Here is a 25,194-nt window from a genome sequence, read left to right on the forward strand (position 1 = left end):
GAAGCGATAACCGTCCGAGGAAGTATCGTGCGGATGGCAGGAGTGGTGAGATATGTCCGTTATATGGACGAGCCGAGGTGGTCACCACGGGAGGTCGCCATCTTGCCGAGCGTGCGGCGCGGCTCGCTCCGACCGAAGCCCTGTCACCTCCGGTGACGCGTCAGCCCGCCAGGACGCGGTCGAGCGCCGCGCGCCCCACGGGACCCCAGTGGGCCTTGCCGCCGGGCAGTCCGCGGTCGCCGTTCTGCCCCATGAGCAGGAGGAAGAAGGCTTTCAGCGCGGCCAGACCGCGGGCACGCCGGACCGTCGCGTCGTCGGCCGGCGCGTAGGCCTCGAAGAACCGCGCCGCGGTGCCGGCGGGCAGCAGCACCCAGGCGGCGGCGAGGTCCCAGGCCGGGTCGCCCGCGAACAGGTCGCCGAAGTCGACGACGCCCGCGAGCGTCCCGGCCGCGACGACGACGTTCGCGGGGTGCAGGTCCCCGTGCACCCACACGGGCGGACCCTCCCACGCAGGGGCCGCGACGGCGTCGGCCCAGACGGACCGGACGGCGGCGGAGTCCGCGGGGGCGACGGCGCGCAGAAACCCCTCGAAGCCGTCCGTGACGTCGCGGGGGTGAGCGCCCCGGTCCGTGGACGACGGCGCGTCGGCGGGTGCTGCGACGTGCAGCGCCCGGAGGAATCCCGCCAGCGCGTCGGCGGCGTGCTCGCCCCGGGTGATCGTCCCGTGGTCCAGCGGCTCGCCGGGGACCCAGGTCATGACCGTCCAGTGCCGCGGGAGACGCGCGGACGGCTCGCCGTGCCGCACCGGCGTCGGCACGGGGAGCGGCAGACGCGGCGCGAGCACGGGCAGCCACCGCCGTTCCTTGAGCTGGAGCTCCGGCGTCGGGTCCATGCGCTGCACCCGCACGGCCAGGTCGTCGCCGAGCCGCCACATCTGGTTCCCCCAGCCGCCCGCGACCTCGCGGAGCGACAGCCCGGCGAGGTCGGGGTGCTGCTCCGCGAGGGCCTCGCGGACGAGGTCGGCGGTGATCGCGGTCTCGGGGGCGCTCATGCGCGCCCACGGTACCGACGCGCCGTCGGCCGCTGCTCAGGCGGGGTGCCAGCGCGCTCCCCAGCGGCGGGTCAGGCGTCCGCCCGACGTCGCCGCGTGGGCCCGCACGCCCGCCTCCACGGCGTCCGCGACACCGTGCGCGGACGCGTCCGTGTCGGCGAGGAAGCGCACGGTGACGCGCGCCTCACCGCGGACGACGCCGACGTCGTACGCCTCGACGGTCGTGAGGGCGCGCGCCGCGGCGGCGGCCGCGGGCAGCACGGCCTCGGGGTCGGCGCCCGGGTGCAGGAGTCCGACGGCGAGGGTCACGCGGTAGGACGGCACGGCTCAGGCCACGCCCGGCCGGGGCGCCGCGTCGCTGAGCACGGCGACGAGGAAGTCGGCGTCCGGGGTCCAGGGGCGCAGGTCCCACGTGGCGAGCGCGAGGTCGAGGTGCAGGCCTGCCTCCGTGGCGTCAGCGAGGAACTGCTCGGGCGGGTACCCGCGACCGGTGCCGAAGCCCACGACGGCGCGGCCGCCGGGCGCGAGGTGGGCGCGGAAGCGGCGCAGCACCTCCACCTCGGTGCCCGGCGCGAGGAACGTCACGACGTTGCCCGCGCACACGATCAGGTCGAACGGCTCGGTGACGCCCTCTGCGGGCAGGTCGAGCTCCGCGAGGTCGCCCACGCGCCAGTCGGGGCCTGGGTGGTCGGTGCGCGCGGCGTCGATCAGGACGGGGTCCACGTCGACGCCCACGACGGCGTGCCCGCGCGCGAACAGCTCGGCGCCCACGCGCCCCGGCCCGCAGCCCGCGTCGAGGACCCGGGAGCCGCGCGGCAGCATGGCGTCGACCAGGCGGGCCTCGCCCGCGAGGTCGGCGCCCCGGGCGGCCATGGCCCGGAAGCGTTCGACGTACCAGGTGGAGTGCGAGGGGTCGGCGGCGGTCTTCTGCTCCCAGCGCGAGGGACGGGTGGCGCTCATGCCGCCGACGCTACCCGGGCGTGGGAGAGTCGGTCCCGTGACCTTGGTCCCCACCACCCTCGGCACCACCCTCGGCATCGACCTCGGGACGAGCGGGCTCAAGCTCGTCCTCCTCGGCCGGGACGGGTCGGTCGTCGCGGAGGCCGAGGCGGCGTACGACGTCGAGCACCCGCGCCCCGGCCGCTCCGAGTCGGCCCCGGCGACCTGGACGACGGCGCTCGGCACCGCCCTCGACGACCTCGCCGCCCGCGCGGCCGGGCTCGGCGAGGTCGCGGTGCGCGCGGTCGGCGTCGCCGGCCAGATGCACGCCGCGGTGCTCGTGGACGCGGCGGGGGACGCCGTCGTGCCGGCCGTCCTGTGGACGGACGCGCGCGCTGCCGACCGGCTCGACCGCTGGCGCGCGCTGCCCGACGCCGTGCGAGCCCCGCTCGCCAACCCCCTCGTGCCCGGGATGACCGGGCCCGTGCTCGACTGGTTCGCCGCGCACGACCCCGCGACGCTCGACCGCGCGGCGCACGTGCTGCTGCCCAAGGACGTCGTTCGCGCGTGGCTCGTCGACGACCCCGTCCTCCCCGTCGCCACGACCGACCGGTCCGACGCCGCGGGCACGCTCCTGTGGGACGTGCCCCGCGACGCCTGGGCGGCCGACGTCGTCGCGCACCTCGACCTGCCGGCCCGGCTCCTGCCGGGCGTGGCGCCGTCGGACGCCGTGGCCGGGACGACCGCCCGGCTCGCGCGGTGGTTCCCGGCGAGCGGGAGCGCGGTGCCCGTCGTGGTGGGCGGCGGGGACACCCCGGCCGCGCGGCTCGCCGTCGGGGCGCCCGGGCTGCACGTCAACCTCGGCACGGGGGCGCAGGTCATGGCCGCGCTCGACCGGCCCGAGCCCGTGCTCGACCCCCTCGTGCACACCTTCGCGGACGCCGGCGCCGGCCCCGCCGCGCGGTGGTACCGCCTCGCGGCGGTGCAGAACGCGGGTCTCGCGCTCGGCTGGGCGCTGCGGGTCCTCGGGCTGGGGTGGTCCGACGGCCTCGCGCTCGCGCGGACCGTGCCCGACGGCGCGGGCGGCGTGACGTTCCTGCCGTTCCTCACCGGGGAGCGCGGCGGGGTCGCCGGTCCCGGCGCACGCGGGGCGTGGACCGGGCTGCGCGAGGACACGGGGCGGCCCGAGCTCGTGCGCGCCGCCGTCGAGGGCATGGTGTTCGCGGTCGCGGCGGCGGTCGACCTGCTCGACCCGGCGCCCGCGGCCTCGGCCGTGGCGCCCGTCGCGGGACCGCCCGTGAGCCGTCCGGAGGGCGAGCCGGGTGCGGTGGTCGTGACGGGCGGCGGGTCGCGCGACCCGCTCGTGCGCCGGCTCCTCGCCGACGCGCTCGGCCGGCCCGTCCACCGCGTCGGGCTCCGCAGCGCGACCGCGGTCGGCGCGGCGCTGCTCGCCGCGCGCGGCACGGGCGACCCGGTCGAGCCGGTCGTCGCCGCGGACGAGCCGGAGCTCCCGGGCCCGGGCCGGGCGGACGTCGTCGACCACCTCGCGCGCTGGCGGGAGGCCGCCGCGGCCCTCGCGTGACGCACCCGGGGCCGACCCTGCGAGAATCGAGGGATGTCCACCGCAGCCGCCGTGACCACCGGGACCGCACCCGTCACGGACCTCGCCTCCAGCGCCCCCACGGGCGAGATCCTCGCGGTGTGCCGCGTGCACGCCCTGCTGCCGGACGCGGGGCCCGTCGGCGTCACGGCGATCGACAAGCGCCCCGTCACCGGACCGGTGAAGGTGCGCCGGCTCGGGCTCTACGCGGACCTGCAGGCGGACCGCGCGAACCACGGCGGCGAGGAGCAGGCGGTGTACGCGTACGGGCAGGACGACGCGGACTGGTGGGCCGGCGAGCTCGGTCGCGACGTCCCGCCGGGCCTGTTCGGCGAGAACCTGCGCGTGGAGGGCATCCCGGTCACGGAGGCCGTCGTCGGCGAGCGCTGGGCCGTGGGCACCGCGCTCCTCGAGGTCACCCAGCCGCGCACGCCCTGCTCGACGTTCGCGCGCCGCCTCGGCGAGGACCGGTGGGTCAAGCGGTTCACGGTCGCGAACCGCACCGGCGCGTACCTGCGCGTCGTGCAGCACGGCGAGCTGCGCGCGGGCGACGCGGTGACGGTCTGCTACCGGCCCGAGCACGGGGTGACGCTCGCCGACTGGTTCGGCGCCTGGAACGGGCGCGGCGCGGACCCCGAGCGCGCGGCCGGGCTCGCGCGCCGCCTCCTCGCCGCCCACCTCGAGGGCGACGTCACGCTCACGGACGAGCTGCGCGCCCGCGCCGAGATCGCGGCCGGACGCCGGATCGAGGACTGAGCGTCAGCGCTCCGCGCGGGGGATGCGCGGGCCGCGCCGGCCGCGGGGCGGCTCGTTCGGCGGCCACTCGCCGTCGTCGGAGCCGTCGTCGGCGGTGAAGAGCAGGTCGTGCAGGCGCACCTGGACGTTCTCGACGTCCGGCACGTCGTGGAGGTTCAGCCCGGGCTTGTCGGTCGCGTCCGAGATGACGAGGGTGCCGCAGCCGAAGATCCGGTCGATCGGACCCTTCTCGTAGTTGACGTCGTTGATCCGGTAGAGCGGGATGTCGCGGCCGGTGCGCGTGATGATCCCCGAGCGCATGGCGATGCGCTTGTTCGTCACCGTGTACTCCGTGGTGCGCCAGCGCAGCCACGGCACGAACACCCAGACCACCGCCGCGACCAGCGCGAGACCCGCCACGACCCACCGGACGACGTCGTTCGGGACGAGCAGGACCGTGACCACGACGGCGGCGACCAGCACGAGCAGCAGCACGAACGGCCAGAACAGCGCCTTGGCGTGCTCCTTGAGCTCCATGACGACGTGCTCGCCCTCGGTGAGGTGCTTCTCGCTCAGTCCCATGGGCAGCATCGTGCCACCCGCGCTACCCCTGCGCGGCCAGGTTCCAGCCCTCGACCGTGCGCAGCCCGTGCCCGTAGCCGAGGAGGCAGATCGCCGCGGTACCGAGCTCGAACCGCGCACCCAGGGTCGGGTCGAGCCCCAGCCAGACCGTCGCGAGGACGCGGAGCAGATGGCCGTGCGCGAACAGCACCACGTCGTCGCCGTCCTGGAGCGTCGGCTCGACGCGCCCGAGCACCCGGGCGGCCCGCGCCGCCACCTGGTCGAGCTCCTCGCCGCGGTGCCCGTCCGGCGCCGCGAGGACGTTCACGCCGTCGCGGAAGAGCAGCCACTCGCGCCCGAGCTGCTCGCCGACCGCGACCGACGTGCGCCCCTCGACGGGCCCGTAGTCCCACTCGGCGAGGTCGTCGTCGGTCGTGGCGGCGGGGAAGCCCGCGAGGTCGGCGGTCCGGCGCGCCCGCTCCCGGGGGCTCGTGAGCACGACGGCGGGCCGTCGCCCCCGGCGGTCGGCCCACCCCTGGAGCCACACGCCGGCCGCGACCGCCTGCTGCTCGCCGGCGACGGTGAGCGGGACGTCCGAGCGGCCCGTGTGGCGCCCGCTCGCGCTCCACTCCGTCTCGCCGTGGCGGACGAGGACGAGCTGCGGGTCGGGGGAGGGGGCGGTCGGGGTCACGGGGCGGCCTTCCTGCGCGGGGTTCCTCAGCAGGATCACCCCGGCGCGCGGACGGCGCGCGGCGACGGCCCTGCCGGGTGGTGCCGGGACCTCGGTCGACGGGCGCGGCCGGGGTCAGCCGGGGATGCCGTCGAGGCCGTTGACGGCGAGGAAGACGACGAGAGCGCCGAGCAGGACGACGGCGAACCCGGTCGCGACGAGCAGGACGGTACGGGGGCGGACGCGCACGAGGACTCCGGGCCTGGGGGACGGGCGGGCCTCCCCATTCTCGCGCAGCGCCGCGGCGGTGCGGTCCGTGGGTGCTGCGTGCCGGGGTGCGCCGGGGTGCGGCCGGCCGGGGTGGGCCAGGGTGCGGCCGTCGGGGTGCGGCCCGCGTTGACACGCCCCGCGAGGCCCGGCAGGGTGGCCGGACGCGTGGTCGGAAAGACCGCGCGGACGAGGACGTCGGCGACCGCGCCGCGGCGGGACGCCGACGTGCCGGTCCGGGGGAGGAACCGCGATGGTGCACGAGACGGCGGACGGGCAGACCGCGTACGGCAGCCCGGAGTTCGACTGGTCCATCCTCACGGTGCCGACGGCGCTCGCCGTCGTGCGGGGGCAGCTCGGCTTCTCGTGGCTCGAGCTGAGCGACCGGCTCGCGACGCTGACGCAGGCGGAGCTCGAGTGGGAGCCGGGCCCGGACGCGCTGCGGGTCGTGCGGCGGGGGTCGGAGCGCACGCCGCGCACGCTCGGCGCGGGCGAGTGGGTGATGGAGTGGCCGGAGGGCCCGGACTCGCCGCAGCCGCGCACGGTGGCGTGGCTCGTCGCGCACCTCACCGAGGCGTTCTTCGAGCGCTGGGAGTGGACGTTCGGGCCGCACGAGCGGCGCCGGGACGCGGTGACCTTCTCGGGGGAGGTCGGGCCCGCCGTCGACGGGCTGCGGCACGAGGTCGAGCGGTGGCGCGCGGGCGTCGACGGCCTGCCCGAGGACGGAGCATTCACGGTCGGGCTCAGCCAGGCGACGGAGATCGACGCGCAGGCGCCGTTCGCCCACCTCGTCGCGCACATGAACCGCGAGCTCGTGCACCACGGCGCCGAGATCATGGTGCTCCAGGACCTGTACCGCGCGGCGCACGGCACCCACTGACCGCCCGCCGCGGGAATCGCGCGGCCGCCCAGATGGTTGAAGCGTCACATGACCACGAACAGCCCGGCGCCGACGGACGCCGCCGCCCCTACGGTGAAGATCGACATCTGGTCCGGCGTCGCGTGCCCCTGGTGCTACGTCGGCAAGCGACGCCTCGAGACGGCGCTCGGCCGCCTCGCGGAGTCGGGTGACGGGCCGCAGGTCGACATCGAGTACCACTCGTTCGAGCTCGCGCCCGACACGCCCGTCGACTTCGACGGCACCGAGGTGGACTTCCTCGCCGGGCACAAGGGGATGCCGCGCGCTCAGGTCGAGCAGATGCTCGGGCAGATGACGCAGCTCGCCGCGGCCGAGGGGCTGCGCTACGACTTCGACGCGCTCCAGCACACCAAGACGCTCACGGCCCACGAGCTGCTGCACCACGCGAAGGCGCACGGCAAGCAGGTCGAGATGAAGGAGCGGCTGCTCAAGGCGTACTTCGAGGAGGGCCGTCACGTCGGCCGGGTCGCGGAGCTCGCGGACCTCGCGGCGGAGGTCGGGCTCGACCGCGCGGAGGTCGTCGCGGCGCTCGAGGACGGGCGCTGGGCCGACGACGTCCAGGCCGACATCGACCAGGCGCGCGCCTACGGGATCAACGGCGTGCCGTTCTTCGTGGTCGACGGGCGGTACGGCGTCTCGGGTGCGCAGGACCCGGCCGTGTTCGTCCAGGTGCTGCAGCAGGCCGTCGCGGAGCGTGACGCGGCCTGAGCCGCGGCGTCCCGGACGACATCGGGATGCGGCGTGGAAGCGACGCATCTCACACCCGGTGCGGTGGAACTGCGACTCGGTATCACCCAGACTGGACGCAGCCCGCACCGACGCCGGCCCACACGTGCACCGGCGCCCGTGAATCCCACGAGGAGGCCTCAGATGACGGACACGACCACGAACCTCTACCACTCGATCGCGAACCCGCGCCGCACGACGCTCATGACCGTGAGCGCCGCGGACGCCGCCGCCCCGCACCGTGAGCCCGCGCCGGGCCTCACGCTCGTGGGCGCCGACGACGCCGCGGTGTGCGTCGACGGGTCGTGCGCGCTCCCCGAGTAACCGTGAGTGCCTGAGAGAGCCGCCGGAACGCCTCGTTCCGGCGGCTCTTTCCTGCGCCCGGCGGGGGGCGGGGGCCGGTCAGTTGCGGCGGTGGTCCTGGATCGACAGGCGCGGGCCGCGCCGCGGGGCCTGCGCCCGGCCGGAGACCTCGAGGAGCCGCACCACGCGGTAGCGGTGCGGCGCGTACGGCGCGAGCAGCTCGAGCATGCGCTCGTCGTCGACGCGCTCGCCCACGAGCGCCCACCCGACCGCCTTGGCCAGGTGGTAGTCGCCCACGGACACGGCGTCCGGGTCGCCCAGCGCCCGCTGCGCGACCTCGGCCGCCGTCCACACGCCCACGCCGGGCACGGCCTGCAGCCGCGCCTGCGCGGCCGGCGCGCCCTGGACGTCGCGCAGGCGGTCGCACTCCTCGAGGCGCCGGGCGACGCGCGCCGCCGCGACGACCGTCCTCGCGCGGCCCGGGTCGACGTTCGCGCGGTGCCAGTCCCAGGTGGGGACGCGCGCCCAGGTGGCCGCGTCGGGCACGACGAGCATCCCGGCGTCGCCCGCGGGCCCCGGGGCGCGCTCGCCGTGCCGACGCAGGAGCCAGCTCCACGAGCGCCACGCCGCGACGGACTGCACGCGCTGCTCGAGGATCGCCGGCACGAGCGCCTCCAGCACGCGCCCCGTGCGCGGGATCCGCAGGCCGGGGCTGCGGCGGTGGGCGTCGCGCAGCACGGCGGGCGGGGCGAAGCCCGTGTCGTCGTCGTCCTCGCCGAGCAGGCGGGGCAGGCCGTCGAGCACCTCCGCGGCGCCCGGCCCCCACGCGTGCCCGACGACGTCGCACGGCCCGGTCTGCACCAGCCGGTAGGCGGCGGGCCCGCTCTCCGCGCGGGTCGTGCGCCACACGTCGCCGGACGGCGTGCGGCGGAACGTCGGGTCGTAGGGGCCCCGCGCGAGCCGGTCGAGCGTGAGGTGCAGGTCGAGCGGCCGCCCCGACCGGAAGCGACGCGCGAGCGGCGCGCCGGGCTGCGCCGTCGGCCCGGGCTGCGCGAGGTCGCCGACCGTGCGCTCGGCGGGCGGGCGGCCCGTGCTCGGCAGGACGGTCACCCGTCCATGGTCGCACCCGCCGCCGACGCCCCGACCCCGCCGCCCTCACCGCTCCTCACCGCCCGGCCGTCGAGCACGACGTTGCTGGCGGTATCGGCCCGTTCGCGACAGCAGGGTCGTGCTCGAACCGGAGCAGGATCGTGCTCGGCGGGAGGGGTCAGTCGAAGAGGGTGTCCATGTCCCACGCCGGCTCGGGCGCGGCCTGCCGGGCCGCGGGTGCACCCCGGTCGGCGGCGGCCGGTGCGGGCACGCGGCCCGGCGACCGGGTCGGGTCGCCGAGCTCGGGCACGAGCGTGCCGTCGAGGTCCCCGCGGCCCGCGGCCCAGTCCTGGGCGGCGAGGCCCGCGAGCTGGTCCGCGCGCTCGTTGAACGGGTCGCCCACGTGGCCGCGCACCCAGCGGAACCGGACGGGCCCCGCGCGCTCGGCGATGACCCGGTCGATCGCCTGGACGAGCTCGAGATTCTTCACGGGCTGGCCGCCCGCCGTCCGCCACCCCTTGCGCTTCCAGGCGACCACCCACTCGGACGCGCACTTGATCGCGTACTGCGAGTCGGACTCGATGAGCAGCGGCTCCGCGCCCGGGTGGGCGCGCACCGCCTGGAGCAGCGCGGTGAGCTCGGCGACCTGGTTGGTCCCGCTCACGGCGCCGCCGGAGTCGAACGTGCCGTCGTGGTTGATCCACGCCCACCCGATGGCTCCGCCCGGGTTGCTCAGGCACGAGCCGTCGGTGCTGACAGTGATCACAGCGCTCCTCGATCACGGACGATCCCGCCCGCCGGCTGCGGCGCGGGGAGGCGAATGCGTCGGCGCCATTGTCCCCCGCCCGGGAGGGTCGTGGTGCACGTGTCCGACGACGCCCCTCCGGGAGGCGCGCGGCCCACCCCCCGCGGGCCGTTCCGGGGCGTCCCGGGACGACGTCCGGGAACCCCGGCGGTCCCTGTCCTTCGTCGTCGCTCGGGGTCGCCTCAGGGGAGAACCGGGGGGATACCCCATGGTGCGGCGGGGCGGCGCCGTCGAGGCTGGGACGCATGGTCGCGTGGGTCGTGGAGCTGTGGGGACAGGTCGAGTCGTGGCTGCTCGCGCTCGTGGACTCGGCGTGGGCGCTCCCCGTGCTCTTCGCGACGACCGCCGGCGACGGGTTCTTCCCGCCGATCCCGGGCGAGACGGTGATCGTCATGCTCGCCGTCGCGGCCCAGTCGGGCGGCGGGGTCGCGTGGGGGATCGTGCTCGTGGTCGCCGCGCTCGGCGCCTGGTGCGGCGACCAGCTCGCCTACGCCCTGGGGCGCGCGCTCGGCACCCGTGCCCTGCCCGCCCTGCGGGGCGCGCGTGGGCGGCGCGCGGTCGAGTGGGCCACGCGGTCCCTCGACCGGCGTGGCGCGTCCGTCGTGCTCGGGGCGCGGTTCGTCCCCGTCGGGCGCACGGCCGTCAACGTGACCGCCGGCGCGGTCGGGTTCTCGCGGCGGCGGTTCATGGCGCTCTCCGCCGTCGCCTCTGCGACGTGGGCGACGTACTCCGTGGTCATCGGGACGCTCGCCGCCGCGTGGGTCGGCGACAGCCCGCTGCTCGCCGTCGTGGTGGGCGTCGTCGGGGGCATCCTGCTGGGCGTCCTCGTCGACACCGTCGTCCGGCTCCGCGCGGCGCGGCGCGAGCGGGCCCTCGCCCCGGCGACGGGACCGGTCCCCGTCCCGGCAGCCGTCGCGGCGCTCGCGGTGCCGGGCGGCGCGCCCGAGGAGACGGACCCCGCCCTCGTCCCGTGCCCCGGCGCCGGGAGCTAGGGCCCGCCAGACCCGCCCCGGGACGGCCGGGACGCACGAGGGCCCCGGCCGACGGCCGGGGCCCCCCGCTCGCTCTTGGACGCGTCGGTCAGGACACGCCGAGCAGGTCGATGACGAAGATCAGCGTCTTGCCGGACAGGCGGTGCCCGCCGCCCGCCGGGCCGTACGCGAGCTCCGGCGGCACGACGAGCTTGCGGCGCCCGCCGACCTTCATGCCCGGGATGCCCTGCTGCCAGCCCGCGATGAGGCTGCGCAGCGGGAAGTTGATCGACTCGCCGCGGTTCCACGACGCGTCGAACTCCTCGCCCGTCTCGTACTCGACGCCGAGGTAGTGCACGTTCACGGTCGCGCCGGGCGTGGCCTCGGGGCCGTCGCCCACGGTGATGTCCTCGACGACGAGCTCGGTGGGCGCGGGACCCTCCGGGGCGTCGACCTCGGGACGGGACAGTCCGTTCTCTCCAGTGGTCATGCTCCGATCCAACCACGGCGGCGGGCGCCCGGTCCGGCGTGCGGAGCCGGACGGCGCTCCGGCGCGGGGTCGAGGTTGGGGTCGTCCGCAACCCCGGTCGGGGGCGCCCCGCACGTCCCGTTCGGCGACGCGCAACACCGCGAGCCCGAAAATCGCCATCATGGAGGCATGCCCACCACACCTGAGCCGCCCTCCGGCGTGCCCGCCGACCCCGCGCGCCCGGGCGCACCCGAGGTGCCGCCGACGGCGGTGCCGCCGACCGCCGTCGGGCACCGGCCCTCCCCGCAGGAGGTGCGGCGGTGGCGCCGCTTCCTGGCCGACGAGCGCGCCGAGGCCGCGGTGTACCGGGACCTCGCGAGCCGCCGGACGGGCGAGGAGCGGGACATCCTGCTGGCGCTCGCGGAGGCGGAGCGCCGTCACGAGCAGCACTGGCTCGACCTGCTCGGCGAGGACACGGGACGGCCGCTGCGCGGCGACTGGCGCACCCGCACGCTCGGGTGGCTCGCGCGGCGCTTCGGCGGCGTGTTCGTGCTCGCGCTCGCCCAGCGGGCCGAGGCGCGCTCGACGTACGCGACCGACGCCGACGCGACGCCCCGGATGGCCGCCGACGAGCGGATCCACGAGGAGGTCGTGCGCGGCCTCGCGACGCGCGGGCGCAACCGCATGTCCGGGACGTTCCGCGCGGCGGTGTTCGGCGCGAACGACGGCCTCGTGTCGAACCTCGCGCTGATCCTCGGCATCGGCGCCTCGGGTGCGTCGAACAGCACGGTGCTGCTCTCGGGCCTCGCGGGCCTGCTCGCGGGGGCCCTCTCGATGGGCGCGGGGGAGTACGTGTCCGTGCGCTCGCAGCGCGAGCTCCTCGACGCGTCGACGCCGAGCCCGCAGGCGTCGGCGGCGCTGCCCGACCTCGACGTGGACGCGAACGAGCTCGCGCTCGTCTACCGGGCGCGCGGCATGGCCCCCGCCGAGGCCGAGGAGCACGCGGCCGACGTCCTCGCCACCTACACCCAGCAGACGGTGATCGCGCCGCCGCCCGGCATCGACGAGCACGAGACGCACGGGACCGCGATGGGGGCGGCGGTCTCGTCGTTCCTCTTCTTCGCGTCGGGTGCGCTCATCCCGGTCGTGCCGTACCTCCTCGGGATGACGGGCTTCCTCGCGGTCGGGGTCGCGGCGCTCCTCGTCGGGATCGCGCTGCTCGCGACCGGCGCGACCGTGGGCCTGCTCTCGGGGACGTCCCCGCTCACGCGGGCCCTGCGCCAGATCGCCATCGGGTTCGGCGCGGCCGCGGCCACGTACGCACTCGGCCTGGTGTTCGGGGCAACCGTCGGGTGAAATCCGGCGCGTCGAGTGGTGAGCCTCACACTCCCGTGCCTACCGTGACCTCGGACGGGCCCCACGGCCCGCCCCTTCGCTGCACCGACGACCCACGGGGCACACGATGGACGCGACTCACGACGCGCAGGGCAGGCGCGCACCGGCCGCCCGTCGCTGGCTCGTGCGCGCGCTCGTCGCCGGTGGCGGTCTCGGTGCCGGCCTCGCGTTCGCCGTCGCGACCGCGGGCGGCGCGTCCGCCGCGGACGACCCGCTCGGACTCGGCAAGGCCCTCTCGCCCGTGACGTCCACGGTGCAGACCGTCGTCGACCCGGTCGTCCAGGACGTGGTCAAGCCCGTCGTGCGCGACGTCGTCGCCCCCGTGGTCCAGCCCGTCGCCCCGGTCGTGGAGAAGGTCGTCACCCCCGCCGCCCCGGTGGTCGAGGAGGTCGCGCGGCCCGTCGCGCCGGTGGTCGAGCAGGTCGTCCAGCCGGTCGCCCCCGTGGTCGAGCAGGTCGTGGAGCCGGTGGCGCCCGTCGTGCAGCCGGTGACCGACGCCGTCGCGCCCGTGACGACGCCGGTGCTCGACGCCGTCGTGCCGGCCGCGACGCCCGTCGTCGAGGCGGTCGCCCCCGTGGTGAACCCCGTGCTCGAGACGGTCTCGCCCGCGCTCGACCCGGTGACCCCGGTCCTGGAGGCGCTGACGCCGGTCCTCGACGTCCTGGCCCCCGTGACCGACCCGGTGCTCGGCCCGATCACGAGCCCGCTCGCTCCGCTGGACCCGCTGACGCCGCTGCTCCCCGGGACCCCTGGCACGGGCACCCCCGGCGCGGACGACCCGCCGGTCGGCGTCCCGTCGACGCCGGGCACGGTCGACCCGGGCGGCGCCGTGGCCGCGCCGTCGGTGACCGCCGTCCCCTCGCTCCCGCCCGCCGCACCGGCGGCCGCCGAGCCCAGCGCCACCACGACGGGCCGCGACGGCCCCGAGGATGTCGCCGCGAGGGACGCGCGCGCCCGGACGGCGGCGGTCGACGTCGCACCGAACGGCGCGCCGCCGGGCGCGGCGCTGCCCTCCGACGGGCCGGCCGGCCCCGGGGGCGTCCCCTCCGACGGCGGCCCCGGCACCACTCCCTCGCCCTCCGGCAGCGCGCAGCGCGCCGGGGCGGGCGGCGAGCTCGCGGCGGTCGCCAGCGGTGCCGACGCCCCCGCGCTCTCCTCCTGGACCGCCGTCGTGGACGACGCGCGGTCGAAGCACCCCTCGACCTTCTTCGAGGTCCCCGTCTCTCCTGCCTGACGTGGCTCGCGTCGCGCCCCGAGCGCGGCAGACGCGACCCGGCGCCGTCGTGCGCCAGCCACTTCTGAGCAGGAAAGAGAAACGATCATGCACACCTTCGTCCGGCGCGCGCTGCGCACAGCGCTCGTCACAGGCGGCCTCGTGGTCGTCGGGGCCGGAGCGGCCCACGCAGCCGAGGGCGACCTCCTCGGCGATCTCGGACTGGACGTGTCGGTCGAGGCTCCGCTGAGCCAGGTGACCGAGGTCCTGCCCGACGTCGCGGTCGACGTGCCCGTGCACGTCCCCGTGACCGTGTCCGACGTCGCGGTGGGCGCCCTGGGCGACGCCGCCGTCACGTCCGCGCCGGAGCCCGCTCCGGCTCCCGCGCCCGCGCCCACGAGGGAGCCCGCCCCGGCGGCTCCCGCGGACGTGGACGTGGACGTACCCGTGACGATCCCGGTGGACGTGTCGGGTGTCGCTGCCGGTGTCCTCGGTGACGCCGCGGTGACCCAGGCACCGGCCGAGCCGGCGCCCGCGCCGGAGCCTGCTCCTGCCACGGGGGCGGACCCGGCGGACGTCGACCTCGACGTGCCGGTGACGGTTCCGGTGAACGTGTCGGGGGTCGCTGCCGGTGTCCTGGGGGACGCCACGGTGGCCCCGGCTCCGGCGGCGCAGCCGTCGGCTCCGGCGACCGGTGGTGGGGCCGAGGGCTCCACCGGCGAGGAGGCGTCCGGGGTGGACGTCGACGTGCCGGTGGCGGTCCCGGTGAACGTGTCGGGGGTCGCTGCCGGTGTCCTGGGCGACGCGGAGGTGACGCCGGCTCCGGCGCAGCCGTCGGCTCCCGCGGCCGGTGGTGGCGCCGACGGCTCGACCGGCGAGGAGGCGTCCGGCGTGGACCTCGACGTGCCGGTGACCGTCCCGGTGGACGTGTCGGGTGTCGCCGTCGGTGTGGGCGGTGACGCCACGGTCGGCGGCGGGACGGCCGGCGAGGGTTCGGGCGACGGGACCGGCTCGACCGGCACCGACGGCTCGGGCCTGCTCGACGGCGTCCTCGGCAAGGACGGCCTCGTCGACGACCTGCTGGGCGACGGGCTCCTCGGGGGCGGTCTGCTCGGTGAGGGCGACGACCTGCTGGACGGCGTGCTCGGCGAGGACGGTCTCGTGGACGACCTGCTCGGCGGCTCGTCGGGCGACGGTCTGCTCGACGGCGTGCTGGGCGAGGACGGGCTGCTGGGCGACGGCGGCGTGCTGGACGGCGTGCTCGGTGAGGACGGCGTCCTCGGGGCGCTGCCCGACCTGGACGTCGACCTGCCGGTGACCGTGCCCGTGACGGTCTGCGGCGTGGGTGTGGGCCTCCTGGGCGACGCCTCGGCGGGGTGCCCGACGTCCGCCGTCGTGCCGACGGACCCGACCGACCCGACGGACCCCACGGACCCGACCGACCCGACGGACCCCACGGACCCGACCGACCCGACGGACCCCACCGACCCCACCGACCCCACCGACCCCACGGGCCCCACGGGCCCGACCGGCCCGGCGGACCCGGGGACGACCGGCGGTTCGGTGACCCGGGTGCTCAACCCGGTGAGCACGGGGACGGGCACCTCGGCCGGTGCCGCGACCGGTGCGGTGACCGCCGCGTCCGGTGCCGTCACGGCGTCGGGCCCGACCGCCCTCGCCACGACGGGCGCGGGCGGTGACCTGGGTCTGCTCGTCATGGCCGGGCTGCTGACGCTGCTCGGTCTGTCGCTCCAGCGCTTCCGCCGGAAGTCCTGGGTCGCGGACCCGGACGCCTACACCCCGGTCTTCACCGACCGGAGCTGACGTCCAGAGACGGCAGGACCGCCCGGGCAGCTGCCCGGGCGGTCCTGGCCGCGCTCGTCGCGCGCTACGCGACGGCGAAGACGAGGGCCGCGATGGCGAACCCCATGACGCCGATGGCCGTCTCCATCACCGTCCACGTGCGGAGGGTCGTCTTGACGTCCATGTCGAAGAACCGGCCCACGAGCCAGAACCCGGAGTCGTTCACATGACTGAGCACCACCGAGCCCGCTGCGACGGCCACGACGACCGCGGCGAGCTCGATCGCGTTGAACCCGCCGGCCTCCACCGCCGGGGCGATGAGCCCTGCCGCGGTGGTCAGCGCGACGGTCGCGGAACCCTGCGCCACGCGGAGGATCGCCGCGATGAGGAACCCGGCCACGATGACGGGCAGGCCGAGGTCGCCGAGCACGTCGGCGAGCGCGTCGCCGATCCCGGTCGCGCGCAGGACGCCACCGAACATGCCGCCCGCGCCGGTGATGAGGATGACCGAGCACACCGGGCCGAGCGCCGAGTCGAGGGTCTTCTCCAGCACCGTCCCGGAGACGCCGCGGCGGCGACCCAGGACCCAGGCGGCGACGAGCACGGTGATGAGCAGCGCGACGGGCGTCGCGCCGATGGCGCGCAGCGTCTGCACGGCGGGGTTGTCCCCGTCGACGGCTCCGGCCGCGCGCAGCGCGTCGAGGCCCGTGTTGGCGAAGATGAGCACGAGCGGGAGCAGGAGGATCGCGACGACGGTGCCGAACTTCGGCGGGTTCTCGAGCTGGTCCTCGTCGGCCTCGCCGAGGATCGCGGGGATGGGTAGCTCGATGCGGCGTCCGGCGAAGCGGCCGAACAGGTAGCTCGTGACGTACCACGTCGGGATGGCGACGACGAGGCCGAGCAGGATGACGATGCCGATGTTCGCGCCGAGGAACTCGGTCGCGGCGACGGGGCCGGGGTGCGGCGGCACGTAGATGTGCATGACGGAGAACGCACCCGCGACGGGCAGGCCGTAGAGGAGGAGCGAGCCGCCCAGCCGACGCCCGACGGAGAAGACGATCGGCAGCATGACGACGAGACCGGCGTCGAAGAAGATGGGGAAGCCGAAGATGAGGGAGGCGAGGCCGAGCGCGAACGGTGCCCGCTTCTCCCCGAACTTCTCGATGAGGAAGTCGGCCATGACCTTGGCGCCGCCGCTCGTCTCGACGAGCCTGCCGAGCATGGCGCCGAGCCCGACGAGGAGCGCGACGGTCGCGAGCGTCGAGCCGAACCCGGCGGTGAGCACCGCGACGATCGACCCCGTCGGGATGCCGGCGATCACCGCGGTGAGCAGGCTGACGAGGATGAGCGCCACGAAGGCGTGCAGCTTGAGCTTGATGATGAGGAACAGCAGGATCGCGATCGCGCCGGCGGCGATGGCGAGCAGCGGTCCGGCGGTCAGGGTCTGTGTCCAGTCCTCGGGGGGCATGGTGTCTCCGTCGACGGTCGGGTCGGGTGCGTGGTGCGTGGTGCGTGGTGCAGGGGTGAGGGTCAGGGAGGGCGGCGCGGCTCAGCGCTCGCCCGAGGCGTCGCTCAGCGCGTGCCCGAGGCGTCGCTCAGGCGGGTCCGGGCGAGGATCTCCTCCACGACCTGCTCGGGCGTGGCGGAGACGTCGAGCGTGAAGCCGGGCTCGTCGTCGGCCAGGGGCTCGAGCGTGGCGAGCTGCGACGGCAGGAGCGACGTGGGCATGAAGTGTCCGCTGCGGTGCTGCATGCGCTCGGCGAGGAGCTCGGGGGTGCCGTCGAGGTGGACGAAGCACACCTCGCCGCGGGCCGTGCGCAGCAGGTCGCGGTAGGTGCGCTTGAGCGCGGAGCACGTGACGACGCCGGACCGGCCGGCCTCCGCCTCGCTGCTCAGCCAGTCGCGGATCGCCTCGAGCCAGGGCCACCGGTCGTCGTCGGTGAGCGGCGTCCCGGCGCTCATCTTGTCGATGTTGGCCTGCGGGTGGAAGCGGTCGGCCTCCGCGTACTCGGTGCCGAGGCGCTGCGCGAGCAGCGTCGCGACGGTGGTCTTGCCCGAGCCGGCGACGCCCATGACGACGAGGTGCTGGGGCAGGGGGCGGTGCCCGGTGTCGTCGGGCCGGTCGGTGGAGCTGACGTCGGTGTCCATGTGTCGACTTCCGTGTCGGGTGGGGGCGTCCGGTCGGGTCGGTGCCTGGGGCCCGGCCGTCCCGGTGGCGACCGTCGTGGTCGTCCTCGGCCTCTACTGTGGGCTATTGGTAGCACCTTTGGCAAGTGATTGATAGCACCATTTGCCGCCACTAGGCTGCGAGGCATGGCGACGACGGTCCTGCACACCACCGTGCTCGACTCCCTCGGACGTCGCATCACCAGCGGCGACGTCCCGGCGGGCACGCCGCTGACCCTGGAGTCGATCGGCTCCGAGTTCGGGGTGTCGCGCACCGTCGCGCGCGAGGTCATGCGGCTCCTCGAAGGGCTCGGCCTCGTCCGGTCGAGGCGCCGGGTCGGGATCGTCGTGCTCGGCATCGAGGACTGGAACGTGCTCGACCCGCGCGTCATCCGCTGGCGGCTCGAGGGCCCCGGCCGCGACCCGCAGCTCCGCACGCTCACCGAGCTGCGGCACGCCGTCGAGCCGCTCGCCGCCGCCGGGGCCGCGCTCCACGCCACGCCCGACGAGCGGGCCGAGCTCGTCGCCGCCGCCGGGCGCATGCGCCTGCTCGGGGAGGCGGGCGACCTCGAGGAGTTCCTCGCGCTCGACGTCCGGTTCCACGAGATCCTGCTCCGCGCGAGCGGCAACGAGATGTTCGGCGCGCTCGCGGGCGTGGTCGCGGCCGTCCTCAGCGGTCGGACGCACCTCGGCCTCATGCCCGCCTCGCCCGTCCCCGAGGCACTCGACCAGCACGAGGCCGTCGCGCGCGCCGTGGCGGACGGCGACCCGGAGGCCGCCGAGGCCGCGATGGCCGCGATCGTGGGCGAGGTCCGCACCGCGCTCGGCGGTGTCCCGCCCGCTCCCGCCTGAGCGGCACGCCCCCGGTCCCGTCGAGGGCTGGCGGGTCCCGCGGGCTCAGCGGGCGTGCACGCGGACCTCGGCCGCCTTGACGACGAACCAGACGCGCTCGCCCGGCACCAGGCCGAGCTCGGCGACCGCGCGCGGCGTGAGATCGGCGGCGAGGCGCGTCGCGTCGTGCCCGACGGCGGTCGTCGCCCCCGCGGTCGGGTCGCCCGGGTCGTCGTCCAGCGCGCGTCCCCACACGCGCAGGAGCGGCCCGTGCGGCTCGACGCTCGTCACGACGACCCGGTACGCGTTGCGCGGGCTGCCCTCGGGCGTCGTGCGGTGCACGGCGACCGCGCGCGGCTCGAACACCGCCACGGCGCCGCCCCCGACCGCGAGCGGCTCGTCCGCCGTCCCGTGCACGCGGACCTCCGCGCCGTCGACGGCGACGGTCACCTCGCGCGCGATGGTCTCCGCGCCCGGGGCGTCCGCTGCGACCTCGACCAGGTCCGTCCCGTCCGCGGTCCCGCCCGCTGTCTCCGACGCACCACCGCCCGCCGTCCGCGCCGGCTCCGGGACGGCGACGTGCGCGACGCTCCCCGCGAGCAGGTTGACGCCCGCGAGGCGCGCGGCGAACCGGGACCGCGGCCGTGTGAGCACCGCGTCGACCGGGCCGTCCTCGACGACGCGGCCGCCCCCCAGCACGACGACGCGGTCCGCGAGGAGCAGCACGTCGAGCAGATCGTGGGTCACGAGCAGGGTCGTGCGCGGGTGCTCGCGCTGCGCGTGGTGCAGCACGGTCCTGACGCGCTGCGCGACGCCGACGTCGAGCGACGCGAGCGGCTCGTCCAGCAGGAGCACGCGCGGGTCGGTCACGAGCGCCCGGGCGATCGCGACGCGCTGCGCCTGCCCGCCCGAGAGGTCGGTCGAGCGGCGCCGCGCGAGGTCCGCCGCGCCGACGCGCGCGAGCGCGTCGCGGGCCTCCCCGCGGGCACGGGCGCGGGGCACGCCCCGGGACCGAAGGCCGAACGCGACGTCGTCCTCGACCGACAGGTGCTCGAACAGCAGCGGGCGCTGGCTCAGCCACGCGAGGTGACGACGGCGCGGCGGGAGGCGCGAGACGTCGTCGTGCCCGACGGCGACGCGCGCACCCGGGGCCTCGCCGGGCGTGAGCAGGCCCGCGACGACCTGCACGAGCGTGGACTTGCCCGCCCCGTTCTCGCCGAGCACCGCCACGACCTCGCCCGGCGCGACGGTGAGGTCCACGTCGAGCCCGCGCTCCGGCACGACGGCGCGCACGGTCAGCGCGGCCGGGGGCGTCGGGGCCGCAGGCCCGGCGGGTGCCGGGGCCCGGTTGCCCGGCGGGTCGGCCTGAAGGCCAGGGGAGACGACGGCGCGGGGGCGCGGGCCGCCGTCGGGCAGGGAGCCCCGGACGCCTCGCCGCGGGCGCGGGGCCCCGAGCGCGCGCGGCCCGTGGACGACCGCGGTGATGAGGACCGCGACCACGACGAGCACGAACGACAGCGCGACCGCGCTGTCCGGGTCCGCGCTGCGCTGGAGGTAGATCTCGAGCGGCAGGGTCTGCGTGACGCCCTGGAGCGCGCCCGCGAACGTCAGGGTCGCCCCGAACTCACCGAGGGCGCGCGCGAACGCGAGCACGGCGCCGGACAGCAGCCCCGGCAGGACGCGGGGGAGCGTGACCCGGCGCAGGACGGTCGTGGGCCGCGCGCCGAGCGTCGCGGCGACGTCCTCGAGGCGCGTGTTCTGGCTGCGCAGCGCACCCTCCAGGCTGAGCACGAGGAACGGCAGCGCGACGAAGGTCTGCGCCAGCACGACGGCCGTCGTCGTGAACGCGACCTCGATCCCCAGCACCTCGAGGTGCCGGCCGATCAGGCCCCGCCGCCCGAACGTGTGCAGCAGCGCGATGCCGCCGACGACGGGCGGCAGCACGAGCGGCAGGAGCACGAGGGCGCGTGCGACGCGCTGCCCCGGGAACGTGGTGCGCGCGAGGACGAGAGCCATGGGCGCGCCGAGCACCACGCAGCACGCCGTCGCGGCGAGCGCCGTGCGCAGCGACAGGCCGAGCGCGTCGAGAGCCGCCGGAGAGGTCACGAGCGCCCAGAAGCCGCCGGTCCCGTCCGGCCCCGGCGTGAGCTCCACGCGCCCGACCATCGCCACCACGGGCACGACGACGAACAGCGCGCCCAGCAGCGCGGGGACGAGGACCCAGCGGGGCAGGCCGCGCATCAGGAGCCGCCGGGAGGCACGGGGGTCACGGTGCGTCGGGCGTGCCGAAGCCCGCGGCGGCGAGCGCGGCCTGCCCGGCGTCGCCGGTCACGAGGTCCACCCACGCCTGCGCGAGCGCGACCTGCTCCGGGCCGGCGTCCTCGGCCGCCGCGACGAGCGCGATCGGGTAGACGTTGAGCGCGGCGCTCGTCTCGGGCACGTCCACGACCTCGACGTCGTCGCCCGCGAGCGTCGCGTCGGTGACGTAGACGAGCCCCGCGTCGGCCTCGCCCGCCGTCACCTTGCCGAGCACGTCGGTGACGCTGGCCTCCTCGCTCACGCGGTGGAGGGTCACGCCCGCGGCCTCGGCGACGGTGTCGGTCGCGCTGCCGCACGGCACCTGCGGCGCGCACACGACGACCTTGACGTCGTCCCCCGCGAGGTCGGCGAACGTCTCGACACCCGCGGGGTTGCCGGGCGGCGTGACGATCGTCAGCGTGTTCGTCGCGAACGCGACGGGGTCGGCGGCGTCCCCCGCGTCCACGACGCGCGTCATGGAGCGCTCGTCCGCGGACGCGAAGACGTCGGCCGGCGCGCCGGCGAGGATCTGGTCGCCCAGGTCGGACGACCCGGCGAACGACAGGGCGACGGTCACGCCGTCGTGCTCGTCCTCGAAGTCCGTCGCGAGGTCGGTGAACACGTCGCGCAGCGAGGCCGCGGCGAGCACGGTGAGGGTGCGGTCCGCGGCCGTCGTGCGCGCGGCGTCCGGGGCGGCGCCGTCGTCGGTCCCCGCGTCCGTGGCGCACGCGGCGAGGCCGGCGACCAGGGCCGCCGCCCCGAGCGCCGCGAGAGGGCCCCCGGTGGCGCGGCGGGTGGTCGTGCGGGCGGGCGCGCTCACGCGGCTCCTCCGGGGGTCTCGACGATGACGGTCGTCGCCTTGACCACCGCGACGGCCAGGCTGCCGGGCTCGAGCCGCAGCTCGCGCACGGCCTCCGTGCTCATGAGGGACACGACGCGCTGGCCGCCGCAGAGCATCTCGACCTGGGACATGACGGTGTCGCTCACGACGTCCGTCACGATCCCCACGAACCGGTTGCGGGCCGAGCGGGCGACGCCCGACGGGTCGGGCGTCGGGTGCGACTGCGCGACGGCGAAGCGCGCGAGCTCCGCGCCGTCGACGACCTTGCGCCCGGCGTCGTCGGCGCTCGCGGCGAGGTCCCCGGCGTCGACCCAGCGGCGGACGGTGTCGTCGCTGACCCCGAGCAGGTTCGCGGCCTCGCGGATCCGAAAGTGCGGCATGAATGCAACCGTAGGCCCGCATCTGCGGACTGTCACCGGCGGGGATGCGCTGGGCTTCGCGGCCCGGCTGGCGAAGTGCAGTCTTCCCGCTTCCCCGAGCACGCCCCTGGCGTGCGGCTAGGCGACGTGCAGCTGGCACTCGGGGCACACGAGTACGGCCGAGGCCGCTTCGTCGCGAGTGATCGAGCAATGATGCGGGCACAGGATGCTGACTCGGTGCGGGACGCGGGAGCCGGGGATCGAGCCCCAGGCGATGATGTGCAGGACGCGGGCACGGGCTGGGCCACCGCAGCCCGGACAGTCCACGGCGATCCACTTCTCGATGACGCTCATGGCGGCTCACGTTCTCGGCGCAGTCTTCGCGACCCTGATGGTTGCAGTACGCCGTCGTGGCCCGGGAGGTCCGCCGGCAGCGGGCTGCTTCACGACCGGCATTCCCCGCGACACGTGGACGCGTCTCTCACGATGCGCCCTCCGTGGCCCGCTCGCCACACCGGGGCCAGAGCAGACGGGCGAGTCATCAGGTGCGCCAGGTGGGGTCGAAGTCCGGGTGCTCGGCGTAGGGCGTGGCGAGTGCTCGCAGGATGCGGTCACCGACGAAGGCGATGCCGCTCTGGGCGCGCTCGTCGGTGTCGCGCTCCAGGTCGGCGGTCATGTCGTACCCCGTGGCCTCGTAGGCGAGGGTGATGATGCGTCGTTTCATCGCGCACTCCGTCAGGATGCGTGAGCATGACCACGGCGCTGGAGGTCCTGGCCCGTCCTCGAGGGTCGCGCACGCTGCTTCGTCCTCGTCGATCCGAGCGAGGAGGAACTCCGTCAAGGCCATCTGCTCATCCTCCCACCGACGGCTGGACAGTCTCTCGTGGACACAGCGAGCAACCCGTCCAGGTGTAGTGTCGAAGTGTGGTTGATCGCCGGATCGGCCCACGCGACGCCGATCGAGAAGGCTCTCGGACGCCGGGCGAGATGGATGCCCCGGACGAGGACACCTCGGGCGCGCGGTGGGACGACGACGGGGGTTATGAACCCGACCTGGAGGACGCACCGATCTCCTTGAGTGGGGCGCCTGACGCCTCACCGACTGCCGCGACGGCAGCGGATGCGAGCCGGCCCGCCGGTTCCGAGCATCGGACGTCACCATGAGCACCACCACCCCTACTGCCACGTCCTTCGGCCGGGTGCAGGACACCGCACTGCAGCTGCGGGGCGTCCTGGACACTGCGCTGCCGCGCGAGCTCGGCACCGACGCGGAGCCCCCCCTCTACACCGTGACCGCCGTGTTCTCCCGCCGCGTGTCGGGCCCGGAGCAAGCGTTGCTCGAGCTGCCCGCCGTCACGACGTTGCTCGCCGATCACGGCTATGCGGGGGTCAGGCTGCGGGTGGAGGACCGGCGCCTGCTCATCGAGAACACGAACCTCGCCATGCTCTCCGGCGGGCTCGCCCACGAGATCGCGACGGTGATCCGGGACACCCAGGAGGCGATCGCGACGGAACGGACCAGGCGGGCGGACGAGCTCGAGGCCTGGCGCGCGGCCGAGGCCGTGCGTGCCGCGAGCGTGAAGGCCGAGGCCGACCGTGTCCGCTTCGAGTGAGACACCGCAGCCCCTGGCGTTGGCGGGCCGCGGGCTGCCTGCGGCGCGGGCGACGGCTCGGGACTACTCGGTGCTGGCGAAGATCGTGCGCGAGTCGGGGCTGCTGCGTCGGCGGTACGGCTACTACTGGACCCGGCTCGTCGTGACGGTCGCCGCGTTCGGTGCCGTCTGGGCCGGGATCGTCCTCGTGGGTGACTCCTGGTGGCAGCTCCTGCTGGCCGTGGTGCTCGCACTCGTTCTCGCCCAGCTCGCGTTCCTGGGCCACGACAGCTCCCACCGGCAGGTGTTCCGGTCGCGGGCCTGGAACGACTGGACCGCTCGCATCCTCGCGAACGCGCTCGTCGGGCTCAGCCACGCCTGGTGGACGATGAAGCACGACGCCCACCACGCAGCCCCGAACCAGGAGGGCCACGACCCTGACATCTCACCGGGCGTGATCGCGTTCACGCCCGCCGTCATCGCGAGCCGTCACGGCTGGCGAGGGTGGCTGGCACGTCGGCAGGGCTGGTACTTCTTCCCCCTGCTCGCCCTGGAGGGCCTCAACCTGCACGTCGCGAGCGTGCGCCGGGTGCTCGGCCGTCGGCCCGTGCCGCACCGTGGCGTGGAGGTCCCGGTCCTGCTCCTACGGCTCGCGCTCTACCTGGTGGTGCTCGGCTTCCTGCTTCCCCCGACCCTCGCGGCGGCGTTCCTCGCCGTGCAGCTCGCGGTCTTCGGCATCCTGCTCGGCGGCGCGTTCGCACCGAACCATAAGGGCATGCCGATCGTCCCGGCGACTGCGGACGTCGACTTCCTGCGCCGCCAGGTCCTCATGTCCCGCAACATCCGCGGCGGCCCGGTCGTCGACTTCTTCATGGGCGGCCTCAACCGCCAGGTGGAGCACCACCTGTTCCCGAGCATGCCCCGCCCGAACCTCAAGCGTGTCCAGACCCTCGTGCGCGAGTACTGCTCCCAGCTCGGCGTGACCTACACCGAGGTCGGGTTCTTTACCTCCTACCGGATCGTCGTCCAGTACCTCAACGACGTCCCCGGACGCGCCCGCGATCCGTTCTCCTGCCCCCTGGCCGCCAGCCTCGGCCGCTAGGGACACCGGGCCGCGCGTACAGCCGCTCCCAGGTTCGTTCCCAGGTTGAGGGCGTAGGGTCGGGCTATCCGCGGCGAACGTGCCCCATATGAGGTGCGCGGGCCCGGAACCGCAAGGAGGCCACCATGGCCACCACCCCGCTCAGCTCCGCGACGAACGGACAGCCCACCGCCGCCGTGTCAGGCAGCCGTCCCGACTCACGCGTGTCCCGCACGTCGGGCAACCCGACAAGAACTCCCCGAACCCGCACCGGAGCCACCTGGGTCGGCCTGTGCGTCGCCGCCCTCGTCCTGGTCGCACTCATCGTGTTCATGCTCCAGAACACCCAGCTCGTGATCGTCTCCTTCCTCGGCTGGCAAGGTTCCGTCCCGCTCGCCCTGGCCCTGCTCATCGCAGGCATCGGCGTCGGGATCGTCGCCCTCGTCGTCGGTACCCTGCGCATCCACCAGCTCCGCCGACGCCTCGCACGCCAGGTCTAGCACCGCGGTG

28 protein-coding genes are annotated in these 25,194 nt (G+C 75.8%); 13 read left to right on the top strand and 15 right to left on the bottom strand.

From position 1 onward, the window contains the following. Positions 1-160 precede the first annotated feature (160 nt). Genes ACI769_RS14800 through ACI769_RS14810 form a run of 3 tightly spaced genes read right to left on the bottom strand, consistent with a single transcriptional unit; the run spans position 161 to position 2,011 of the window. Positions 161-1,051, bottom strand: coding sequence for an aminoglycoside phosphotransferase family protein (locus ACI769_RS14800; protein ID WP_409141854.1), 891 nt, complete (start codon positions 1,049-1,051; stop codon positions 161-163). 36 nt (positions 1,052-1,087) lie between these two features. After that, positions 1,088-1,375 (bottom strand): hypothetical protein, encoded by a 288-nt coding sequence (locus tag ACI769_RS14805; protein ID WP_009863765.1) that lies wholly within the window; start codon positions 1,373-1,375, stop codon positions 1,088-1,090. A 3-nt stretch (positions 1,376-1,378) separates the two neighbouring features. Further along, entirely contained in the window at positions 1,379-2,011 is a 633-nt protein-coding gene (locus ACI769_RS14810; protein WP_114554392.1) for a bifunctional 2-polyprenyl-6-hydroxyphenol methylase/3-demethylubiquinol 3-O-methyltransferase UbiG, read from the bottom strand. Between the two features lie 37 nt (positions 2,012-2,048). Between ACI769_RS14810 and ACI769_RS14815 the strand changes: the two genes are divergently transcribed. Together ACI769_RS14815 and ACI769_RS14820 are read left to right on the top strand one after the other, a co-directional pair. Continuing rightward, positions 2,049-3,572 carry an FGGY family carbohydrate kinase gene (locus tag ACI769_RS14815; protein ID WP_409141855.1) on the top strand — a complete coding sequence of 508 codons (1,524 nt, stop codon included), beginning with the start codon at positions 2,049-2,051 and terminating at the stop codon, positions 3,570-3,572. Between the two features lie 33 nt (positions 3,573-3,605). After that, the gene (locus tag ACI769_RS14820; RefSeq protein WP_081600313.1) at positions 3,606-4,346 is read left to right on the top strand and encodes an MOSC domain-containing protein; all 741 of its coding nucleotides are present in this window, start codon (positions 3,606-3,608) and stop codon (positions 4,344-4,346) included. 3 nt (positions 4,347-4,349) lie between these two features. Here the strand turns inward: ACI769_RS14820 and ACI769_RS14825 are convergent, their stop codons facing one another. Beyond that, complete coding sequence (locus tag ACI769_RS14825; RefSeq protein ID WP_043659328.1) at positions 4,350-4,907, bottom strand: PH domain-containing protein; 558 nt, start codon at positions 4,905-4,907, stop codon at positions 4,350-4,352. Between the two features lie 22 nt (positions 4,908-4,929). After that, complete coding sequence (locus tag ACI769_RS14830; RefSeq protein WP_085387214.1) at positions 4,930-5,577, bottom strand: histidine phosphatase family protein; 648 nt, start codon at positions 5,575-5,577, stop codon at positions 4,930-4,932. A gap of 499 nt (positions 5,578-6,076) precedes the next feature. Between ACI769_RS14830 and ACI769_RS14835 the strand changes: the two genes are divergently transcribed. From ACI769_RS14835 to ACI769_RS14845, 3 genes are all read left to right on the top strand, one after another. After that, entirely contained in the window at positions 6,077-6,703 is a 627-nt protein-coding gene (locus ACI769_RS14835) for a DinB family protein (protein WP_085387215.1), read from the top strand. A 48-nt stretch (positions 6,704-6,751) separates the two neighbouring features. After that, positions 6,752-7,450 carry a DsbA family protein gene (locus ACI769_RS14840; RefSeq protein ID WP_409141856.1) on the top strand — a complete coding sequence of 233 codons (699 nt, stop codon included), beginning with the start codon at positions 6,752-6,754 and terminating at the stop codon, positions 7,448-7,450. 162 nt (positions 7,451-7,612) lie between these two features. Beyond that, on the top strand, positions 7,613-7,792 hold the full coding sequence (locus ACI769_RS14845; RefSeq protein WP_021483013.1) for a hypothetical protein: 180 nt from the start codon (positions 7,613-7,615) through the stop codon (positions 7,790-7,792). 78 nt (positions 7,793-7,870) lie between these two features. Here the strand turns inward: ACI769_RS14845 and ACI769_RS14850 are convergent, their stop codons facing one another. Both ACI769_RS14850 and ACI769_RS14855 read right to left on the bottom strand, forming a co-directional pair. Further along, positions 7,871-8,881, bottom strand: a complete 1,011-nt coding sequence (locus ACI769_RS14850; protein ID WP_409141857.1) for a DNA-3-methyladenine glycosylase family protein — start codon at positions 8,879-8,881, stop codon at positions 7,871-7,873. A gap of 157 nt (positions 8,882-9,038) precedes the next feature. After that, positions 9,039-9,626, bottom strand: a complete 588-nt coding sequence (locus ACI769_RS14855) for a ribonuclease H (RefSeq protein ID WP_085387217.1) — start codon at positions 9,624-9,626, stop codon at positions 9,039-9,041. Between the two features lie 284 nt (positions 9,627-9,910). Between ACI769_RS14855 and ACI769_RS14860 the strand changes: the two genes are divergently transcribed. Continuing rightward, a complete protein-coding gene (locus ACI769_RS14860) occupies positions 9,911-10,657 on the top strand; it encodes a DedA family protein (protein WP_144722106.1) in 747 nt (248 codons plus the stop codon). 88 nt (positions 10,658-10,745) lie between these two features. Here the strand turns inward: ACI769_RS14860 and ACI769_RS14865 are convergent, their stop codons facing one another. Continuing rightward, entirely contained in the window at positions 10,746-11,126 is a 381-nt protein-coding gene (locus tag ACI769_RS14865; RefSeq protein ID WP_043659735.1) for an FKBP-type peptidyl-prolyl cis-trans isomerase, read from the bottom strand. 168 nt (positions 11,127-11,294) lie between these two features. On the opposite strand from ACI769_RS14865, the gene ACI769_RS14870 reads away from it, so the two are divergent. The 3 genes from ACI769_RS14870 (at position 11,295) to ACI769_RS14880 (ending at position 15,537) form a co-directional block, all read left to right on the top strand. Further along, complete coding sequence (locus tag ACI769_RS14870) at positions 11,295-12,461, top strand: VIT1/CCC1 family protein (protein ID WP_085387219.1); 1,167 nt, start codon at positions 11,295-11,297, stop codon at positions 12,459-12,461. Between the two features lie 106 nt (positions 12,462-12,567). Then, on the top strand, positions 12,568-13,734 hold the full coding sequence (locus tag ACI769_RS14875; RefSeq protein WP_409141858.1) for a hypothetical protein: 1,167 nt from the start codon (positions 12,568-12,570) through the stop codon (positions 13,732-13,734). An 87-nt stretch (positions 13,735-13,821) separates the two neighbouring features. Next, positions 13,822-15,537: a hypothetical protein gene (locus ACI769_RS14880; RefSeq protein ID WP_409141859.1), complete on the top strand. Its 1,716-nt coding sequence runs from the start codon at positions 13,822-13,824 to the stop codon at positions 15,535-15,537. 64 nt (positions 15,538-15,601) lie between these two features. Here the strand turns inward: ACI769_RS14880 and ACI769_RS14885 are convergent, their stop codons facing one another. Continuing rightward, positions 15,602-16,984 (bottom strand): GntP family permease, encoded by a 1,383-nt coding sequence (locus tag ACI769_RS14885; protein WP_409141860.1) that lies wholly within the window; start codon positions 16,982-16,984, stop codon positions 15,602-15,604. A gap of 104 nt (positions 16,985-17,088) precedes the next feature. Continuing rightward, positions 17,089-17,664: a gluconokinase gene (locus ACI769_RS14890; RefSeq protein ID WP_409141861.1), complete on the bottom strand. Its 576-nt coding sequence runs from the start codon at positions 17,662-17,664 to the stop codon at positions 17,089-17,091. A 165-nt stretch (positions 17,665-17,829) separates the two neighbouring features. On the opposite strand from ACI769_RS14890, the gene ACI769_RS14895 reads away from it, so the two are divergent. Continuing rightward, positions 17,830-18,534: an FCD domain-containing protein gene (locus tag ACI769_RS14895; protein ID WP_354051061.1), complete on the top strand. Its 705-nt coding sequence runs from the start codon at positions 17,830-17,832 to the stop codon at positions 18,532-18,534. Positions 18,535-18,579: 45 nt separating this feature from the next. On the opposite strand, the gene ACI769_RS14900 is transcribed toward ACI769_RS14895, so the two are convergent. From ACI769_RS14900 to ACI769_RS14920, 5 genes are all read right to left on the bottom strand, one after another. Further along, positions 18,580-20,754, bottom strand: coding sequence for an ABC transporter permease (locus tag ACI769_RS14900; protein ID WP_409141862.1), 2,175 nt, complete (start codon positions 20,752-20,754; stop codon positions 18,580-18,582). A 25-nt stretch (positions 20,755-20,779) separates the two neighbouring features. Then, positions 20,780-21,631 (bottom strand): molybdate ABC transporter substrate-binding protein, encoded by an 852-nt coding sequence (gene modA / locus ACI769_RS14905; protein WP_085387224.1) that lies wholly within the window; start codon positions 21,629-21,631, stop codon positions 20,780-20,782. Further along, positions 21,628-22,032: a molybdopterin-binding protein gene (locus tag ACI769_RS14910; RefSeq protein WP_085387225.1), complete on the bottom strand. Its 405-nt coding sequence runs from the start codon at positions 22,030-22,032 to the stop codon at positions 21,628-21,630. Before ACI769_RS14910 ends, modA begins: the two co-directional genes overlap by 4 nt. Before the next feature lie 117 nt (positions 22,033-22,149). Continuing rightward, positions 22,150-22,365 (bottom strand): hypothetical protein, encoded by a 216-nt coding sequence (locus ACI769_RS14915; RefSeq protein ID WP_085387226.1) that lies wholly within the window; start codon positions 22,363-22,365, stop codon positions 22,150-22,152. Between the two features lie 187 nt (positions 22,366-22,552). After that, a complete protein-coding gene (locus ACI769_RS14920; RefSeq protein ID WP_349497163.1) occupies positions 22,553-23,173 on the bottom strand; it encodes a DUF6221 family protein in 621 nt (206 codons plus the stop codon). Between ACI769_RS14920 and ACI769_RS14925 the strand changes: the two genes are divergently transcribed. From ACI769_RS14925 to ACI769_RS14935, 3 genes are all read left to right on the top strand, one after another. Continuing rightward, a complete protein-coding gene (locus tag ACI769_RS14925) occupies positions 23,172-23,624 on the top strand; it encodes a hypothetical protein (protein ID WP_085387227.1) in 453 nt (150 codons plus the stop codon). The two genes, ACI769_RS14920 and ACI769_RS14925, sit on opposite strands and share 2 nt — an antisense overlap. 70 nt (positions 23,625-23,694) lie before the next feature. After that, the gene (locus ACI769_RS14930) at positions 23,695-24,705 is read left to right on the top strand and encodes an acyl-CoA desaturase (RefSeq protein WP_232322692.1); all 1,011 of its coding nucleotides are present in this window, start codon (positions 23,695-23,697) and stop codon (positions 24,703-24,705) included. A 125-nt stretch (positions 24,706-24,830) separates the two neighbouring features. Then, positions 24,831-25,184 carry a lipopolysaccharide assembly LapA domain-containing protein gene (locus ACI769_RS14935; protein WP_081599829.1) on the top strand — a complete coding sequence of 118 codons (354 nt, stop codon included), beginning with the start codon at positions 24,831-24,833 and terminating at the stop codon, positions 25,182-25,184. Positions 25,185-25,194 lie beyond the last annotated feature (10 nt).

This window comes from Cellulosimicrobium sp. RS (genome assembly GCF_046159675.1).
Lineage (GTDB): Bacteria > Actinomycetota > Actinomycetes > Actinomycetales > Cellulomonadaceae > Cellulosimicrobium > Cellulosimicrobium funkei.

Excerpts from the sequence above, each read along its gene's own strand:
- ACI769_RS14800 (WP_409141854.1), bottom strand. The coding sequence starts at position 1,051 with ATGAGCGCCCCCGAGACCGCGATCACCGCCGACCTCGTCCGCGAGGCC.
- ACI769_RS14810 (WP_114554392.1), bottom strand. The coding sequence starts at position 2,011 with ATGAGCGCCACCCGTCCCTCGCGCTGGGAGCAGAAGACCGCCGCCGAC.
- ACI769_RS14820 (WP_081600313.1), top strand. The coding sequence starts at position 3,606 with ATGTCCACCGCAGCCGCCGTGACCACCGGGACCGCACCCGTCACGGAC.
- ACI769_RS14825 (WP_043659328.1), bottom strand. The coding sequence starts at position 4,907 with ATGGGACTGAGCGAGAAGCACCTCACCGAGGGCGAGCACGTCGTCATG.
- ACI769_RS14835 (WP_085387215.1), top strand. The coding sequence starts at position 6,077 with ATGGTGCACGAGACGGCGGACGGGCAGACCGCGTACGGCAGCCCGGAG.
- ACI769_RS14840 (WP_409141856.1), top strand. The coding sequence starts at position 6,752 with ATGACCACGAACAGCCCGGCGCCGACGGACGCCGCCGCCCCTACGGTG.
- ACI769_RS14845 (WP_021483013.1), top strand. The coding sequence starts at position 7,613 with ATGACGGACACGACCACGAACCTCTACCACTCGATCGCGAACCCGCGC.
- ACI769_RS14860 (WP_144722106.1), top strand. The coding sequence starts at position 9,911 with ATGGTCGCGTGGGTCGTGGAGCTGTGGGGACAGGTCGAGTCGTGGCTG.
- ACI769_RS14865 (WP_043659735.1), bottom strand. The coding sequence starts at position 11,126 with ATGACCACTGGAGAGAACGGACTGTCCCGTCCCGAGGTCGACGCCCCG.
- ACI769_RS14870 (WP_085387219.1), top strand. The coding sequence starts at position 11,295 with ATGCCCACCACACCTGAGCCGCCCTCCGGCGTGCCCGCCGACCCCGCG.
- ACI769_RS14875 (WP_409141858.1), top strand. The coding sequence starts at position 12,568 with ATGGACGCGACTCACGACGCGCAGGGCAGGCGCGCACCGGCCGCCCGT.
- ACI769_RS14880 (WP_409141859.1), top strand. The coding sequence starts at position 13,822 with ATGCACACCTTCGTCCGGCGCGCGCTGCGCACAGCGCTCGTCACAGGC.
- ACI769_RS14885 (WP_409141860.1), bottom strand. The coding sequence starts at position 16,984 with ATGCCCCCCGAGGACTGGACACAGACCCTGACCGCCGGACCGCTGCTC.
- ACI769_RS14890 (WP_409141861.1), bottom strand. The coding sequence starts at position 17,664 with ATGGACACCGACGTCAGCTCCACCGACCGGCCCGACGACACCGGGCAC.
- ACI769_RS14895 (WP_354051061.1), top strand. The coding sequence starts at position 17,830 with ATGGCGACGACGGTCCTGCACACCACCGTGCTCGACTCCCTCGGACGT.
- ACI769_RS14900 (WP_409141862.1), bottom strand. The coding sequence starts at position 20,754 with ATGCGCGGCCTGCCCCGCTGGGTCCTCGTCCCCGCGCTGCTGGGCGCG.
- ACI769_RS14910 (WP_085387225.1), bottom strand. The coding sequence starts at position 22,032 with ATGCCGCACTTTCGGATCCGCGAGGCCGCGAACCTGCTCGGGGTCAGC.
- ACI769_RS14915 (WP_085387226.1), bottom strand. The coding sequence starts at position 22,365 with ATGAGCGTCATCGAGAAGTGGATCGCCGTGGACTGTCCGGGCTGCGGT.
- ACI769_RS14925 (WP_085387227.1), top strand. The coding sequence starts at position 23,172 with ATGAGCACCACCACCCCTACTGCCACGTCCTTCGGCCGGGTGCAGGAC.
- ACI769_RS14920 (WP_349497163.1), bottom strand. The coding sequence starts at position 23,173 with ATGGTGACGTCCGATGCTCGGAACCGGCGGGCCGGCTCGCATCCGCTG.
- ACI769_RS14935 (WP_081599829.1), top strand. The coding sequence starts at position 24,831 with ATGGCCACCACCCCGCTCAGCTCCGCGACGAACGGACAGCCCACCGCC.